At 42.5% G+C, this 16,074-nt stretch carries 15 protein-coding genes; 11 read left to right on the forward strand and 4 right to left on the reverse strand.

What is annotated here, in order from left to right; translation table 11 throughout:
* Position 1: 1 nt before the first annotated feature.
* Complete coding sequence (kynU, locus tag EIZ39_RS04865) at positions 2 to 1,288, reverse strand: kynureninase (RefSeq protein WP_129198058.1); 1,287 nt, start codon at positions 1,286 to 1,288, stop codon at positions 2 to 4.
* 152 nt (positions 1,289 to 1,440) lie between these two features.
* Between kynU and EIZ39_RS04870 the strand changes: the two genes are divergently transcribed.
* Both EIZ39_RS04870 and EIZ39_RS04875 read left to right on the forward strand, forming a co-directional pair.
* Positions 1,441 to 2,061: a TetR/AcrR family transcriptional regulator gene (locus EIZ39_RS04870; RefSeq protein ID WP_129199104.1), complete on the forward strand. Its 621-nt coding sequence runs from the start codon at positions 1,441 to 1,443 to the stop codon at positions 2,059 to 2,061.
* 91 nt (positions 2,062 to 2,152) lie between these two features.
* The gene (locus EIZ39_RS04875; protein WP_129198060.1) at positions 2,153 to 2,908 is read left to right on the forward strand and encodes an arylamine N-acetyltransferase family protein; all 756 of its coding nucleotides are present in this window, start codon (positions 2,153 to 2,155) and stop codon (positions 2,906 to 2,908) included.
* 31 nt (positions 2,909 to 2,939) lie between these two features.
* Here EIZ39_RS04875 and EIZ39_RS04880 read toward each other — a convergent pair whose 3' ends face one another.
* Positions 2,940 to 4,052, reverse strand: a complete 1,113-nt coding sequence (locus EIZ39_RS04880; RefSeq protein WP_129198062.1) for an aminopeptidase — start codon at positions 4,050 to 4,052, stop codon at positions 2,940 to 2,942.
* Positions 4,053 to 4,247: 195 nt separating this feature from the next.
* Here EIZ39_RS04880 and EIZ39_RS04885 point away from each other — a divergent pair, with 195 nt between their 5' ends.
* From EIZ39_RS04885 to EIZ39_RS04920, 8 genes are all read left to right on the forward strand, one after another.
* Positions 4,248 to 4,481: a hypothetical protein gene (locus EIZ39_RS04885; RefSeq protein ID WP_129198064.1), complete on the forward strand. Its 234-nt coding sequence runs from the start codon at positions 4,248 to 4,250 to the stop codon at positions 4,479 to 4,481.
* 64 nt (positions 4,482 to 4,545) lie between these two features.
* Positions 4,546 to 4,917, forward strand: coding sequence for a VanZ family protein (locus EIZ39_RS04890; RefSeq protein WP_129198066.1), 372 nt, complete (start codon positions 4,546 to 4,548; stop codon positions 4,915 to 4,917).
* 329 nt (positions 4,918 to 5,246) lie between these two features.
* Positions 5,247 to 6,854, forward strand: coding sequence for a peptide-binding protein (locus tag EIZ39_RS04895; protein ID WP_129198068.1), 1,608 nt, complete (start codon positions 5,247 to 5,249; stop codon positions 6,852 to 6,854).
* A 97-nt stretch (positions 6,855 to 6,951) separates the two neighbouring features.
* Positions 6,952 to 7,905, forward strand: a complete 954-nt coding sequence (locus tag EIZ39_RS04900) for an ABC transporter permease (RefSeq protein ID WP_129199106.1) — start codon at positions 6,952 to 6,954, stop codon at positions 7,903 to 7,905.
* Positions 7,906 to 7,987: 82 nt separating this feature from the next.
* Entirely contained in the window at positions 7,988 to 8,827 is an 840-nt protein-coding gene (opp4C, locus tag EIZ39_RS04905; protein WP_240675729.1) for an oligopeptide ABC transporter permease, read from the forward strand.
* A 135-nt stretch (positions 8,828 to 8,962) separates the two neighbouring features.
* Complete coding sequence (locus EIZ39_RS04910) at positions 8,963 to 9,964, forward strand: aldolase catalytic domain-containing protein (RefSeq protein WP_129198072.1); 1,002 nt, start codon at positions 8,963 to 8,965, stop codon at positions 9,962 to 9,964.
* A 272-nt stretch (positions 9,965 to 10,236) separates the two neighbouring features.
* Positions 10,237 to 11,244, forward strand: coding sequence for a catabolite control protein A (ccpA, locus tag EIZ39_RS04915; protein WP_129198074.1), 1,008 nt, complete (start codon positions 10,237 to 10,239; stop codon positions 11,242 to 11,244).
* Between the two features lie 17 nt (positions 11,245 to 11,261).
* On the forward strand, positions 11,262 to 11,960 hold the full coding sequence (locus tag EIZ39_RS04920) for a 5'-methylthioadenosine/adenosylhomocysteine nucleosidase (protein ID WP_129198076.1): 699 nt from the start codon (positions 11,262 to 11,264) through the stop codon (positions 11,958 to 11,960).
* A 103-nt stretch (positions 11,961 to 12,063) separates the two neighbouring features.
* On the opposite strand, the gene EIZ39_RS04925 is transcribed toward EIZ39_RS04920, so the two are convergent.
* Both EIZ39_RS04925 and EIZ39_RS04930 read right to left on the reverse strand, forming a co-directional pair.
* Positions 12,064 to 13,221, reverse strand: coding sequence for an acetoin utilization protein AcuC (locus EIZ39_RS04925; RefSeq protein ID WP_129198078.1), 1,158 nt, complete (start codon positions 13,219 to 13,221; stop codon positions 12,064 to 12,066).
* Entirely contained in the window at positions 13,218 to 13,862 is a 645-nt protein-coding gene (locus EIZ39_RS04930) for an acetoin utilization AcuB family protein (protein ID WP_129198080.1), read from the reverse strand. The genes EIZ39_RS04925 and EIZ39_RS04930 overlap by 4 nt, the downstream gene beginning before the upstream one ends.
* Positions 13,863 to 14,098: 236 nt before the next feature.
* Between EIZ39_RS04930 and acsA the strand changes: the two genes are divergently transcribed.
* Positions 14,099 to 15,814: an acetate--CoA ligase gene (gene acsA, locus EIZ39_RS04935; protein WP_129198082.1), complete on the forward strand. Its 1,716-nt coding sequence runs from the start codon at positions 14,099 to 14,101 to the stop codon at positions 15,812 to 15,814.
* The last annotated feature ends 260 nt before the right edge of the window (positions 15,815 to 16,074 follow it).

A 16,074-nucleotide genomic window follows, 5' to 3' on the forward strand; every position in this document is an offset into this window, starting at 1 on the left:
TCTAGGCGACAGTTTCCCGTTTATTTTCGAATTTCTCGTATTGCTTTTCAGACATGATTTTCTTGATTCTCTGTACGGCTTCCCATACATCGGCAAAAGAAGTATAGAGGGCAATAGGAGCTAGTCGAATAATATTAGGGGCCCGAAAATCAGGAATGATTTTATTCTCTTTTAGAGATTTACAAATTCGGATGGCTTCCTCATGCTCAAGAGAAACATGACCACCGCGACGCTCACCTTCTCTAGGATTAGCAATCGTAAAGCCATAGTCAGAGAGTTCAAGTTCGATTAAATTCATGAAGTACTCTGTCAATTGCAAAGATTTCAAACGAATCTTTTCTATGGATGCTTCCTCAAAAATTTGGAGCGACCCAATGAGAGGGGCCATACTTAGGATGTGTGGGGTTCCGATTTGCAAAGCGCCAGCGGTTGGAGCGGGATCTAGCGTATACTCCATATCGAATTGCTTTTCTTTCTTTGAACTAAACCAGCCGGCAAGACCTGGCATGATTCCAGCATGTTTGTTATGCACGAATAGTCCCCCGACTCCACCTGGTCCACTATTTAAGTATTTATAATTACACCAAACCGCAAAATCCACACCCCAATCGTGGAACTGATGAGGGATCGCTCCGATAGAGTGGGCTGCATCAATGCCTAGAATAATACCTTTCTCTTGTGCAGCAGATGCCAACCGTTTGATATCAAGAAGCTGTCCACTACGATAAAGGACCGAAGGCAATAAGACTAAAGCTACTTCATCGGTCATAGCATCGATTATGTCATCTTCCTCAATCAAACGCCCGTCACGACTAGGAACCAATACCAGGTGTTCCTCAGGAGAATAACCGTGGAGCTTTAACTGGCTTTGTAGGGCATAAATATCGGACGGGAAGGTTAATGAATCAGCTAGGATCTTGGTCCGTTTGCCCATCGGTTTATAGAACGTGGATACTAATTGATGGATATTAGTCGTGATGGAACCGGTTACAATTGTCTCTTCAGGAAGAGCACCAATGAGAGGGGCCGTCATGGCTCCTAATCTCTCTGCGAGAGTAAACCAAGGGTGAGTACCGCTCATCCAGCCATCAATAGCGAGTTGCTTCCAGTCATTTAAGGATTCTAATAAGGATTGTTCGGCTCGCTTCGATAATAAACCCAAAGAATTTCCATCAAGGTAGATCATACCTTCATTTAAGTAAAACTCTTCTTTAAATGGGGAAAGTGAATCTTGACTATCCAATAGTTGAGCGAACTCAAGGGTTGGATTAAAAGAAGTTTGATGCATCTTATTCTCTCCTCCGGTTAAAATTAGAATTCCAAATACAGGAACATCTTACTAACAATATGACATAGTGTCAATATTATTTTTTGCTTTGGCTTTACCTTGAATAATGAATTAAAATGTTTTTATGTAATGAATAGCAGGGGGAAGAAATGATGGACAAGAAAGAGGAGGTTAAGGAGGATGGTCGACACCTCCGCTCTCAACAAACAAGACAGCGATTATTGAAGGCTGCTAGGGAAGTGTTTCTCGAAGAAGGTTTTCATAAGGCCACAGTATCCCAGATTATTAAAAGGGCAAAGACAGGCTATGGCACAGCTTATGTACATTTTAGTGGTAAAGATGAACTGCTGATTGTATTAATGGATGACGTGATGGAGAAGTTTTATCATGTTGCAGAGTTCCCTTTCCAGCCATCCACGAAGGAAGACGCTCGTAGGATGATTGAGGATCAGGTTTTTCAATTTCTTAAGCTTGCTGAGCCTGAACGTTCCATGCTGCAAGTCTTTGAAGAGGCGATTGGATACTCTGATGAGGCCCGCCATAAGTGGAAGGAAATTAGAGAGAGGTTTATTGAACGGATCTCTCAAGACGTCTACTACGCTCAACAAAGTGGATTAGCTCGGATGGATGTCGATTATAAATTAGTTGCTAGAAGCTGGTTTTTTACAGGAGAAATGAATTTATGGGAGATCGTACGCAATGAGCATCGGACTTCTGTAGAGGAAATCGCAAAAACGTTGACCGCTATTTATACCGGAGGGTTGTATAAATAAGGCTTACGACGTTAAATGTTTAACAATACCCAGCTCTATTTAGTGCTAAAATATACTGAATAGTTTACATGTTTTGTGAGGTGTATCACACATGGATATAAAGCAATACTTTGGGCGCATACAAGCACAAGAGAGGAAGTCTCTGGATCTCGATTACCTTGCCCATTTGCAGAGGTGTCACGTTTTAAACATTCACTTTGAAAATCTAGATATTATGAAGAAGAAGCGTTTATCATTGGAATCGGCTCGATTATATGAAAAGCTTATCCTGGATAAGCGTGGGGGGGTGTGCTACGAATTAAATGGATCGTTTTATCTTCTTCTGAAAAAGATTGGGTTCCATCCGACTTTATTTGCGGGAACGGTTTTTCAGGGCGATGGAAGCTGGGGTATGGAGAATGGACATTTATTTAGCATCGTGGATCTAGAAGACAATCGCTATTTAGTTGATGTGGGCTTTGGAGGTCATAGTCCTCGTTTGCCTGTTCCTCTGAACGGAGTAGAAGTGGAGGATGTTGATGGTTCCTATCGAGTAGAGCATGCAGAAGAACAATCTACACTACAAAAAAAGATAGATGGAGACTGGAAGGTCCTATACCGATTTCGGTTATCCGAGCCCTTACCATCCCTCGAGAGTGCGCAGCCTTCTTGTGTCCTTACTGAGACATCGCCTCAATCTTTTTTCAATAAGGTGTATTTTTTATCTCGTGTGATGGAAGAAGGTCGCGTAACCCTTCGAGGGAACAGTCTGACCCTAGTCGAGAAAAACGAGATTATAAAGACGGAACTGCGTGAAGATGAGATCGTGGAGACAGCTCAACAGTACTTCCCATTTTTTATAAAATAAGGGGCCCTCTATGAGTGCCCCGTTAGAAAAACTATTTTAAATTCTCCGGATTCAGGGCTTCGAGCTCCGGAATGACGAACCGACCATCCTTACGGATTAATCTACCATCAAACCACATCTCTCCCCCGCCGTATTCAGGGCGTTGGATATTGACCAAGTCCCAGTGGACGGAAGACTTATTGCCGTTTGGCGCTTCGTCATAGCAATTACCGGGAGTAAAGTGGAAGCTGCCATCAATCTTCTCATCAAATAGGATGTCTTTCATGGGATGCTGTATATAAGGATTTACTCCAATAGCGAATTCTCCAATATATCTGGCTCCTTCGTCTGCATCAAAGATCTCATTAATACGTGCAGTATCATTCGCTGTTGCCTCTATGATTTTTCCATCCTTAAAGACGAGTCTGACATTCTCAAAGGTATAGCCATTGTATGGCGAAGGAGTATTGTAAGTAATCACCCCATTAACGGAATCGCGTACCGGTGCGGTGAATACCTCTCCATCCGGAATGTTGAGATTGCCAGCACATTTAATAGCTGGAATGTTCTTAATGGAGAAGCGAAGATCAGTTCCCTCGCCTTTGACATGTACTTCATCCGTTTGGTTCATAAGATTAACGAGGCCGTCCATGGCTTCTGACATCTTGCTGTAATCCAGATTGCATACTTGGAAGTAGAAGTCTTCAAATGCTTCTGTGCTTGTATTGGCTAATTGAGCCATCGAAGAATTAGGATAACGGAGTACAACCCACTTCGTATGGGGGACGCGGATATCGTTCACAGGACGGGTTACTAAGCTGTTGTAACGTTTGATCTTGTCAGACGGGACATCTGCGTATTCATTGATGTTGGCATCGGCACGAATTCCGATGTAGGCATCCATCTGCTTCATACGATAGATCTCTAAGTCTGCTTGAAGAGTGAGTTGTTCATCTGATGCCCCGAGCATAATTTCCCGTACAACTTGAGGATTGGTAATCTGAACGTATGGGAATCCTCCAGCCGCATACACTTCCTTGACTACGAGACGAAGCAAGTCTGTAGCCTCTCCACGCATTTCAATGAGAACCTTTTCCCCTGGTTGAATCTGTGTAGAATATTGAATAAGGTTTTTAGCCAGTTGCGATAATCGTGGATCTTTCATGATTTTCCCCCTGATTTGATTTTTTTTAATATCCCATTCTTCGTTTTTATTATTTATATTAACTTTTTTATACGAAAAAACCAATCCTTCTCGAAGGAGCAATTATTGCGATTATCTTTTGAAAATTCGGTTTGATATTTCCACTTCCTGGCTATACTAAGCTTAGAAGTAACCTTCTAAGGAGGCAAACAGAAGATGGAACAGGCAAATCGTTATTTTAATGAAGATAACTTACCTATTTTTTCTATAAGTGTTGGGCAAACTTTTAAACCCTATGTCTGGAAAGCTAGCCATGACATGGATTTTCGATCGGAGTGCCTATATTGCGACTCTGAAACGTTAAAAGGATACACAGTGGAGGATGAGCACGGAAATCTAGGAAGAATTGCAACATGCCCTCATTGTGATCGTGTAAACGCAAAATATTAAATACTAGTCTAAAAAGACCTCTTCGTGTAGAATGATAGGAGATTTGTGAGGAGGTCTTTTGTCTATGTATTACTGGTGGAGATGGCTGCCAGCTCTAGGATGGATGGGGGTCATTTTTTTTCTTTCAGCAAGAACAGGCAGTGAGCTTCAAGGGATGTTCCCATTTTTTAAGAGCTTCAACTTCGGTCACGTAGTGGCTTATTTTATTTTATCCTTGACGTTTTATTGGGCTTTGCTTCCCCTTCAGATGAAACTCAAGTGGGATATTCGGTTCATCGCTATTGTCCTGTGCTTCTTTTATGGCATAAGTGATGAGTGGCATCAGTCCTTTACACCCGGAAGAATGCCCGACCTATTGGATATCGTTAACGATGTAGTGGGAGCTACTCTCGCCATGATAGGGATCACCTATGTGAATAAGGTGCTCAAGAAGTAGAGATAGCCTAGCCCATTTTAATTCTATCGATTTTGTGACAACCGGACAATAATACCACTACACGTATATACTCTCCTCCACTTCCTATGATTTAATCAATTATAGGGGGAATGAAAAGTATTTTTAGGGGAGGTATGTTTCATGGATGCACAGACGATTACAATGGCTGGCCTAATAGCTTCAATGGCCATTCCCGTTTTTCTTATTACCTTGTTATTTATAAAAGCAAGAAAAAAGTCTAGCCAGAACTAAACTGACCCTACTTGGGTCAGTTTTTTTGTTTGGTAAAAGTCTATAAAGGGCAAATTAGGAAAAAGGAGTGGTGAACCATGAGAAAAACTAGACCTCTTTTTTCCCTTTTTACCCTATTTCTTTCTTTGCTTCTAGTGAGCACACAGGGAACATCGGTTACAACAGGGAGTATGACTAGAGAACAGCAAGAAAAACAGCATCTCATTGTTGGAACGATTGGCTCTCCAACCATTTTCAATCCTTATTTTTCAGCAGATGGATCTAGTGGTCAAGTGGAAGCATTGCTTTATAACGGGCTTGTTCGATATGATCCAAATTTAAATCCTGTTCCAGACTTAAGCGAACGCTGGGAAGTATCGGCGGATGGCTATCATTGGACCTTTCACTTGAAAAAAGGAGTAAAGTTCCATGATGGTGTGGAGGTTACTTCAAGAGATGTCGTTTTTTCCTATAATATTCCAAGAAGTGAGGGCTACACCGGCCCGAGAGCTTCGGATTTTGAAAAAATAAAAGACATTCAGGCACTTGACCCCTATACTGTTCATTTTACTTTAAAGGAACCTTATGCCCCTTTTCTTAGTACTTGTGTCTATGCGGTACTTCCATCTCATCTTCTTGAGAAGGTGGCTGTTGAAAAATTAGCCGAACTGCCTTTTAATACAAAAGAACCGGTTGGAACAGGGCCATATCGTTTTGTAACCTGGAAGGATGGCCAGTATGTTCAATTAGAGGGAAATGAAGAATACTTTGATGGTGCGCCAAAAATTACATCGCTTTACTTTCGAATCATCCCGGATCAGAATGCCCAATTAATCCAATTGCAATCGGGAGGGATTGATGTGATGGGGATACCGCCGACTGATCTGGCAGTCGGAAGGCTTTTTGAGAACCAGGGTAAAGTAAAGCTTCATACCACTCCCTCCTTAGCTTATACCTATATTGGGTATAACCAGAAGCATCCGTTTTTTCAGGATGTGCGTGTGAGACAAGCTTTGACCTATGCTCTGAATCGACAGCAATTGGTGGACATTGTTCTTGAAGGGCAGGGACAGGTAGCACATACCCACGGAACGCCCTTAAGCTGGGCCTTTGAGAATGAAGTACCTCGGTTCTCCTATGATCCGGAAAAAGCGAAACAATTGCTTGCTGAAGCCGGTTGGAAAGATCATGATGGAGATGGCATCCTTGATAAGGATGGAGAAAAATTTTCCTTCGTTCTCCTTACCAATCAAGGCAATAAGCTCAGAGAAATGGTATCGCAAATCGTCCAGGAGCAGTGGGCTCGTATCGGTATTGAAGTGAAGCCTCGTATGATGGAGTGGAGTGCTTTCATCAATGACTATGTAGAAACAAAGAAATTTGATGCTGTCATCCTTGCCTGGTCAATCGGAGTTGATCCCGATCCTACTTCTATATGGCACAGCAAGGAGATTGATAAGGGCTTAAACTTTATTTCTTATCGTAATGAAATAGTAGATCAATTGCTTGAAGAGAATACAAGGCAAGTGGATAAAGGGAAGCGCAAAGAGGTACTGCAGGAATTCCAAAAAATTATTGCAGAAGAACAACCTTATACCTTCTTATATTATTCGAATGGCATCACGGCTTTTCCAACGAATCTGGACGGGATCGTGAACCACCCAGCAGGTGGACTGTATAATATACAACAATGGCGTTATCGATGAGAGCTCTCGAAATAGAGCTCTTTATTTTCTCTTCTAAACTTGTCCCCTAAAACATATGTTTTAGTTAGAAAGTCAAAAGTGGGGAGTAGTGAGAGAGTTGCAGATCTATATCATAAAACGCTTGCTGCAGGCGGTACCTCTGCTGCTGGGAATCACATTGATATCCTTTTTTCTTATGTATCTTGCTCCTGGTGGACCAACGGATCTCCTTATGGATCCGAAGATTAAGCCTGAAGATAGAGAACGGATGATGGCTGCTCTAGGACTTGATCAACCGGCGTGGACCCAGTATATGCGGTGGTTAGGCAACTTTGTGCAGGGAGACTTTGGAACTTCGTTTATCCGAAAAGTACCAGTAGCTGATTTGATTTTTGAACGCCTCCCCCAAACCTTACTGCTTATGGGGGCATCCTTCTTATTTGCAGCTGCTCTATCCATTCCCATAGGAATTTGGGCGGCTCGCCGCAAGAATACCTGGATCGATTACACCACTACCTTTTTTGCCTTTCTAGGACTAGCTACTCCAAACTTCTGGTTAGGAATCTTATTGATTATGAGCTTTTCAGTATACTTGAATCTTCTTCCAGCAGGTGGTATCCATGAATTCATGGACGGAGGAGGAGGGGTATGGGATACGCTAAGGCATTTGGTTCTTCCTGCTTTAACGCTTGGCACCGCAGACATGGCTGGCCTTACTCGTTATACAAGGGCTAGCATGCTGGATGTGTTAAGTCAGCAGTATATGACGACGGCTAGATCCAAGGGATTAAGAGAGTGGATTGTCATTTATAAGCACGGTCTTCGAAACGGATTGATCCCTATCGTAACCGTATTTGGTCTTAGTCTTCCTGCCTTTTTTGGAGGAGCTGTGATTGTGGAAAAGATCTTCTCCTACCCAGGTATTGGCTTGCTTTTCCTTGACGCCGTTTTTCAGCGGGACTATCCTGTGATTATGGCCATCACGACGATATCAGCTATCTTAGTGGTTCTTGGAAATCTATTAGCAGATATACTTTACTCCCTCCTCAATCCACGGATCAATTATAGGTAGGAGTGTGTTTACAAGGAGGGAAGATATCATGCAAAAGCTTACATTAAAAGAATTTCTCCAACTTGAAGAAAGCCGTGCATCGATGGGAATGGGGAAACAGATCGTGCGAAAATTTATGAAGAATCGCTTGGCGGTAGCGGGGACTGTTGCTTTAATCGTGATCTTAACATCGGCCATTTTGGCCCCTCTTCTAACATTGTATCATCCTACAGAGCAAGATCTTCTTGGGCGCCTTCAGGCTCCTTCCTTGAGCCATCCATTAGGGACGGACGAATATGGTCGTGATATTTTGACAAGATTATTATATGGAGCTAGAGTATCGCTGCTTGTAGGATTTTGTTCAGTGGCCGGCGCCATTTTAATTGGTACGCTAGTAGGTGCTTTCGCAGGTTACTATGGAGGCTGGATGGATAATGTTCTTATGAGGGTGGTTGACTTGTTTAACTCTTTTCCTTCTATCTTTCTTTTGATTACGATTGTCACGCTGTTAGAGCCTAGTTTAACTAACATTGTAGCGGTATTTATCCTACTGGGTTGGACAGGGACAGCCCGGCTCGTTCGCGGTGAGTTTCTGAAGCTAAAGGAAGAAGAGTATGTTTGGGCAGCAAGAAGTCTTGGGATGTCTGATATGCGGATTATGTTTGTTCATATGTTACCCAACGCTGTAGCTCCGATCATTGTAGCCGCTACATTAGGAGTGGGAGGGGTGATCCTAGCGGAGTCGGGTTTGAGTTTTCTTGGTCTAGGCATCCAGCCCCCTCTACCGAGCTGGGGGAATATGCTGCAGGGAGCACAGAGTTTGTCCATTATGGTCTTAGCGCCATGGTATCCCTTGTTCCCCGGCCTTATGATTTTGGTTACTGTACTCGCATTTAACTTTATTGGTGATGGACTTCGTGATGCATTTGATCCGAAGGCATAATTTTTATATAATTCAAAGAAGAAAAGTTTTGCAATCCCTGACATCGTCCGATATAATAAGAAACAAAACTAACACTTCAGCGCTTACACGCTTTAAAGTGAGAGTGAACGGTGAAGAGGATGAGGAGGAAGACAAGTGAGCAAGAGAAGAGTAGCTGCTAAGATTGTAGATTGTACGATTCGTGACGGGGGTCTTGTTAATAATTGGGACTTTAGCGTTGAGTTTGTTCGTGATGTGTATAAATCGTTAAGTGCAGCAGGAGTAGACTACATGGAGATTGGCTATAAGAATTCTCCTAAGCTATTGAAAGCCGACAACGTGGGTCCATGGAGATTTCTTGACGAGGAATTGTTGAGAAATACGATTGGTGAGAAGTCTCACACGAAACTCTCAGCTCTTGTTGATATCGGAAGAGTAGATGAGAACGATATCGTTCCTCGCAGTGAGAGTTATATTGATATGATTCGTGTAGCTTGTTATATAAAAGAAGTAGATAAAGCCATTGAGCTTATTGAGAAGTTCCATAATATGGGTTATGAAACAACGATTAATATCATGGCGGTATCGAATGCGACAGAAGTGGCCATCTCTAATGCATTAGATTTAGTCAACGAGAGCCCAGTGGATGTAGTCTATATTGTTGACTCTTTTGGAAGCCTCTATGGTACGGATATTGAGTATCTAGTGACAAAGTTCCAGAAGCACGTCCCTGGGAAAGAACTAGGTGTACACACGCACAATAATCTTCAATTAGCTTTTGCCAATACGATTGTGGCTGAATCTAAGGGAGTGACTTTTCTAGATGCATCGATCTTTGGGATGGGTAGAGCAGCTGGAAACTGTCCAACAGAGTTATTGGTTAATTACTTACAAAATCCGAAGTACGACGTTCGCTCTATCATGGGTGTATTAGAGAGAAGATTAATCCCGTTAAGAGAGCAAGTAGAATGGGGCTATATCATTCCTTACACCATCGCAGGAATGTTGAATGAACATCCGCGAGTAGCGATGGCTTTACGCAATAGTGATGATAAGGATAAATACATGGATTTCTATGATAAGTTAACTTCCGTAGAGAGTCTGCCAGATATGAGCATGGCGAAGACGGTTCAAGGGGATTCGAAGGTTTCATCTTAAGGGAATAACGATAGAGCGTGACCGAAGTAATCTTTACTTCGGTTACGCTTTTTTATTTGGATTAATATGAATGTTTTTATGTCCTACAGCCAAGACTAACCATAATCATCCTTTATTTGAACGTATGAGCCTTTTTTCGACATTCTAAGAAGTATGACGAATTCTTGAAAATGCTATGAAAACGAATTGCATGGTGGAGAATTTTGTCGTATGATATCAATAAAATTATGAAAATATGAAAACCAAATTTTGGTTGTTAAGGAGGGTTTCTAATGCCCATTACGATTTATGATGTAGCGAGAGAAGCAGGAGTATCTATGGCCACTGTTTCACGCGTAGTAAATGGCAATCCCAATGTAAAGCCGACCACAAGGAAGAAGGTATTGTCTGCAATTGAACGACTTGGGTATCGTCCTAATGCTGTCGCTCGTGGATTGGCTAGCAAGAAGACGACCACAGTTGGGGTGGTAATTCCAGACATTGCTAGTGCTTTTTTTGCTGAGCTGGCAAGAGGGATTGATGATATAGCAAGTATGTATAAATATAACATTATCCTTTGTGATTCGGACCAACGCTTAGAAAAGGAAGTCCATCTTATTAATACATTGCTGGAAAAGCAAGTGGATGGGATTGTGTTCATGGGTCGGGAAATAACAGATGAACATCTCCAAGTCTTCAATACCTCCTCTGTTCCTATTGTACTAGCCGGTACAAAGGAAAAATCGGAAGAACATCCATCCGTCAACATTGATCATCGACAAGCGGGTTATGATGCAACGATGCGACTCATTCAAGGAGGCCATCAGCGCATTGCTATGGTTGCAGGGCCGTTCCAGGATCCGTTAGCTGGCGTGGAGCGTTTTGAAGGGTATAGACAAGCCCTGTCTGATTCAGGGATTGACTTTAAGCAAGAATATGTCATAAGTGGTAAGCTCTCTTATGAGGCAGGTTTAGAAGCTGCTGAGGCCTTTATGTCTCTTGAAGAATCGCCTACAGCTATTTTTGCCGCGAGTGACGAGACTGCTGTAGGGGTTATTCATGGCATGCAGGATATGGGGAAGAATGTACCTCAAGATTTAGAGGTGATCGGGTTTGACAATATCCGATTATCGGAGATGGTTAGACCCAAACTAACTACAGTGGTACAGCCAATGTATGACCTAGGGGCTGTAGCTATGAGATTATTAACGAAATTCATGAACAACGAGAAGGTGGAAGACCACATTGTGGTATTACCGCACCGAATTGAAGAGCGCCAGTCGACGAAACCTATAGTCTAAACTGGTATTAGAGGGGGATTTTAAGCGTGATAGGAATCATTGGTGCCATGGATGAAGAGATCCAACTATACAAGGAAGGAATGCACGATATTACGGAGACCATGGTCGCTGGAATTACGTATTATTCAGGGACTCTGAATGGTAAGGAAGTTGTATTGTGTAAATGTGGAGTAGGGAAAGTCAATGCGAGTATATGTACTCAAATTCTTATTCAGCAGTTCCAAGTAAAAGATGTGATCTTTACTGGTGTAGCGGGAGCGCTAAATCCGAATCTAGATATTGGAGATATCGTAGTTTCAACTGACTGCCAATATCATGACATGGATGTGACAGCTCTAGGCTTCAAAAAAGGGGAAATTCCTTTCTCACCTAAGTCGATTTTCAAGGCAGATGAGAGATTGGTACGAATGGCGGTTGAGGCAAGTGAAGAGGTAGTGGAGGGGAAAACTCTAACGGGACGAATCCTCTCAGGAGATCAATTTGTTGCTAGCCGTGAATTAGTAAAATCACTTCATGAAGATATGCAAGGAGACTGCACTGAAATGGAAGGAGCAGCTGTAGCGCATGTCTGCGATGCCAATCAAATTCCCTTTGTTATTGTGAGATCCATGTCTGACAAAGCAGACGGTTCTGCTCATATCAATTTTCCTGAGTTTACCGTGCTTGCCTCCAAGAGATCATATGAAATTGTCTCAAGTATGCTGCCTCATCTATAATTGACTTTCATCTTTAAGCTCCTGCCCATCGTGGAACCTTGGTTGGTTTCGCGGTGGAGCAGGGCTTTTTTTTTCATTTAATCAGTAAGATTTAGCAAATATCCTATCCCCGAGGACAATAGAGAAGCGCTTTCTCTACTGTTGACTTGTTCTTACTGGTGATCTCTGCCCTTCTAGGAATGAACGGAAATCTTTCTGGTTGATCAAACATGCGATCAGGCAATTCTACCGGACTTGTTGATTGCCAGCGACTTGTCCAGCTTGACGGTAGGATTGGGTTGTCAAATATCGGTTGGTCAGAAAGTTCTGCCCAGAGAAGGGTCCAGGCCCGGGGAACCACCCTCCATATGTCATACCCTCCACCTCCAGTGGCAATAAGTCTGCCGCCACATAGTTCATGGGCTAATTGGTGGGCCAACTTAGGAATCTGCCGATAGATTTCCATTGAACAGGAAAGGTGAGTAAGCGGATCTAAAAAATGACTATCACATCCATTCTGGGTGACAATGACATCCGGTTTAAACCCTCTTGCTACTTGGGTCACGACAGAAGTGTAAGACTCCAACCAGGAATCATCTTCCGTAAACGGTTCGAGTGGGACATTGACACTATAGCCATACCCTTGTCCGTCTCCTCTTTCTGTAATACTTCCTGTACCAGGAAAAAGGTACTTCCCTGTTTCATGTAAGGATAAACATAAAACATCGGGATCATCGTAAAACGACCATTGCGTGCCATCACCATGGTGGGCATCCGTGTCAATATAGAGAACACGTGCATCGTAGTGTTTACGAAGATAGGCAATGGCAACGGAGCAGTCATTGTAAACGCAAAAACCTGATGCTCGGCCGCGCAAACCATGATGAAGACCGCCTGCTAGATTTACAGCATGATCACACTCCCCAGACATGACCAATTCTGTTGCGCGAAGCGTTCCCCCAACGATAAGGGAAGTCGCTTCGTGCATCATGGGGAACGTCGGTGTATCCTCAGTGCCCAGCCCGTAACTAGAAGCAACGGGTAAGAGCTCTTCTGAATAGCCTGATTCCTTAACCGCCTTAATATATTGGAGGTCATGAACTAGAGACAATTCTTCGTCTGTGGCATAGCGAGGTTCTGCTATGTGATCTTCTTGAATGATTTGCATCTCTTGGAGTAAATCCAAGGTTAATTCAAGGCGTTTTTGGTTGAAGGGGTGATCGTCATGAAATCTATAGTTTTGATAATTCTTGCTGTAAATAAATAGACTAGAGGGCTTCATATTGCTCCCCCTGGCTCCTGTGGCCAGCAAACTTTATAACCGGCCTCTTCCAAAGCAGTCTTGATTTTTCTAGTGTCAATGGTTTGGACTCGGAATACTAAATTTTTCTTTCCATGGTGCTTTCCAGGGAAAACGAGAACGCTGGTCACATTAGAACGAGTTTGTTTGAAAACAGCGGCAACATCAGCCAACATCCCTGGCTGGTCATTCACTTCAACTTCTACGTGAGAGCTAGGATACTGTACTCCCATTAACTCTACGAGTGTATGAAGGATATCCGTTTCTGTAATAATTCCTTTCAGTTCATCTTGATCAATAACTGGAAGACAACCAATTTTATTATCATATAGGGAGAAAGCAGCCTCTTCGACAAAGTCGAGGGGATGGGCTGTAATGACGTCGCGGTGCATAATCTCAGAAACTGGACGATTATAAATCTCGTCGTTTTGTTCGCATTCAAACTTTGATGGACAAGCATCCCGAAGATCCCGATCTGATAAAATACCCACTAGCTTATTGTTCTCATCTAAAACGGGCAAATGTCGAATCCGTTGTTGGGCAGCAACAAGCATAGCTAAACGAATGGAATCAGTAGGCTTAACGGTAACGACATTTCGATTCATGATGTCTTCAATCAACATTATAGTCCAATCCCCCTTCAATTCCCGTTCAGGTAGTAGTCGTTTATAAACTCTTTTCTAAATTATACATAATCTTCCTTCATAAAAGAATGGGAAAAAAATATTGTCACTAAATAGAAATAAAAATAAATTTTTGGATTTAAAATTGAGAAAATTTTATATTATGATATAATAAGAAATAACAACTTAGAAAATCTGGACAAACTTTAGACAAATATAGTGGGGAGTTGACAGAGATGCAAGCGGTAACATTAGAGCCAGTTAAGGTAAAGAGCAATTTAGTAAGTTATGAAGAGACCTACAAGAATTTCGACTGGAAAGAAGTAGAGAAGGAATTTTCCTGGTATGAAACAGGAAAAGTAAACATGGCATATGAAGCCATTGACAGACATTGCGAAACAGCAAGAAAGAATAAAGTTGCCTTGTATTATAGCGATGCAAAGCGTGATGAGAAGTATACCTTCTTAGAGTTGAAGAAACTTTCTAATAAGTTTGGGAATACCCTAAGAAACCTAGGCATCGCGAAGGGCGATCGCGTGTTTGTCTTCATGCCTCGTTCTCCCGAGCTTTATGTAAGCGTATTAGGAACGCTTAAGGTTGGAGCGATTGTTGGACCATTGTTTGAAGCATTCATGGAAGCTGCAGTAAGAGACCGTCTTGACGATAGCCAAGCTGTTGCTATTATTACAACTCCAGAATTATTGAAAAGGGTTCCAGTTTCCGAACTTCCTGCATTGAAGCATGTTATTCTTGTAGGAGCGGAAGGCGAGCTTGAAGAAGGTCAAGTTTGTTATAACCAAGCTATGGCTGCAGCAAGTGATAAGTTAGAAATTGAATGGGTAGACCGTGAAGACGGGCTTATTCTTCACTATACATCTGGATCAACCGGAAAGCCTAAGGGAGTTCTTCATGTCCATAATGCTATGATTCAGCATTATCAGACAGCGAAGTGGGTACTAGATTTACAAGAAGAAGATATCTATTGGTGCACAGCTGACCCGGGCTGGGTAACAGGAACATCTTATGGTATTTTCGGTCCTTGGTTGAACGGAGCCTCCAACGTGGTCCGTGGTGGACGTTTTAGCCCTCAAGATTGGTATTCTACCATTGAAAAATATAGCATTACTGTTTGGTATAGTGCACCAACAGCATTCCGTATGTTGATGGGTGCTGGAGATGAATTAGTTAAGGACTATGACTTGTCCAGTCTGCGTCATGTACTTAGCGTAGGTGAACCTCTTAACCCAGAAGTCGTTCATTGGGGAATGAGAGTTTTTGATAAGAGAATCCATGATACATGGTGGATGACAGAGACTGGAGCACAATTAATTTGTAACTACCCATCTATGGCTATTAAACCAGGATCCATGGGTAAGCCGATTCCTGGTGTAGAAGCAGCTATCGTGGATGACGAGGGGAATGTTCTTCCTGCTAATCGCATGGGGAATCTAGCTATTAAGGTAAGCTGGCCTTCTATGATGAGAAGAATATGGAATAATCCTTCTAAGTACGAAGAATATTTCCGTTTGAGCGGTTGGTATGTATCTGGAGATTCCGCTTATATGGATGAAGATGGGTATTTCTGGTTCCAAGGCCGTGTGGATGATGTTATTATGACTGCGGGTGAGCGTGTAGGTCCATTCGAAGTCGAGAGTAAATTGGTTGAACATCCAGCTGTAGCTGAAGCAGGTGTAATCGGTAAACCTGACGCGATTCGCGGCGAGATTATTAAGGCGTTTATTGCTTTACGTGCTGGATACGAGCCAACAGATGAGTTGCTTGAGGATATCCGTAACTTTGTTAAGACTGGTCTTGCAGCCCATGCAGCGCCAAGAGAGATCGAAGTGAAGGATAAACTTCCAAAGACCCGTTCTGGTAAGATTATGCGTCGAGTATTGAAGGCGTGGGAATTAGGTCTACCTACTGGTGACTTATCTACAATGGAAGATTAATATGAATAATGAAGCCAGCCAATGTGCTGGCTTCTTTTCATTTTCATCACTGTTTAAGCTCGTGATATTGCCCAGAAAATGATGAGCCATAGAGGTAAACTAAACAGGATCCCGTTTAGTAGGCCGATATAAAAGCGATTTGAGACACGAGGCTTTTCTCGTTCCATGGTAAACTCCTTCTTATTATTCTATCTAGAGTATTTCCGTAAGTTAGAATGAGGAAACCCAAAGATAAAAAAACAGCGCCCCGGAAAGAGGAC

The organism is Ammoniphilus sp. CFH 90114 (genome assembly GCF_004123195.1).
Classification (GTDB): domain Bacteria; phylum Bacillota; class Bacilli; order Aneurinibacillales; family RAOX-1; genus YIM-78166.

Excerpts from the sequence above, each read along its gene's own strand:
- kynU (WP_129198058.1), bottom strand. The coding sequence starts at position 1,288 with ATGCATCAAACTTCTTTTAATCCAACCCTTGAGTTCGCTCAACTATTG.
- EIZ39_RS04870 (WP_129199104.1), top strand. The coding sequence starts at position 1,441 with ATGGACAAGAAAGAGGAGGTTAAGGAGGATGGTCGACACCTCCGCTCT.
- EIZ39_RS04875 (WP_129198060.1), top strand. The coding sequence starts at position 2,153 with ATGGATATAAAGCAATACTTTGGGCGCATACAAGCACAAGAGAGGAAG.
- EIZ39_RS04880 (WP_129198062.1), bottom strand. The coding sequence starts at position 4,052 with ATGAAAGATCCACGATTATCGCAACTGGCTAAAAACCTTATTCAATAT.
- EIZ39_RS04885 (WP_129198064.1), top strand. The coding sequence starts at position 4,248 with ATGGAACAGGCAAATCGTTATTTTAATGAAGATAACTTACCTATTTTT.
- EIZ39_RS04890 (WP_129198066.1), top strand. The coding sequence starts at position 4,546 with ATGTATTACTGGTGGAGATGGCTGCCAGCTCTAGGATGGATGGGGGTC.
- EIZ39_RS04895 (WP_129198068.1), top strand. The coding sequence starts at position 5,247 with ATGAGAAAAACTAGACCTCTTTTTTCCCTTTTTACCCTATTTCTTTCT.
- opp4C (WP_240675729.1), top strand. The coding sequence starts at position 7,988 with ATGGGAATGGGGAAACAGATCGTGCGAAAATTTATGAAGAATCGCTTG.
- ccpA (WP_129198074.1), top strand. The coding sequence starts at position 10,237 with ATGCCCATTACGATTTATGATGTAGCGAGAGAAGCAGGAGTATCTATG.
- EIZ39_RS04925 (WP_129198078.1), bottom strand. The coding sequence starts at position 13,221 with ATGAAGCCCTCTAGTCTATTTATTTACAGCAAGAATTATCAAAACTAT.
- EIZ39_RS04930 (WP_129198080.1), bottom strand. The coding sequence starts at position 13,862 with ATGTTGATTGAAGACATCATGAATCGAAATGTCGTTACCGTTAAGCCT.
- acsA (WP_129198082.1), top strand. The coding sequence starts at position 14,099 with ATGCAAGCGGTAACATTAGAGCCAGTTAAGGTAAAGAGCAATTTAGTA.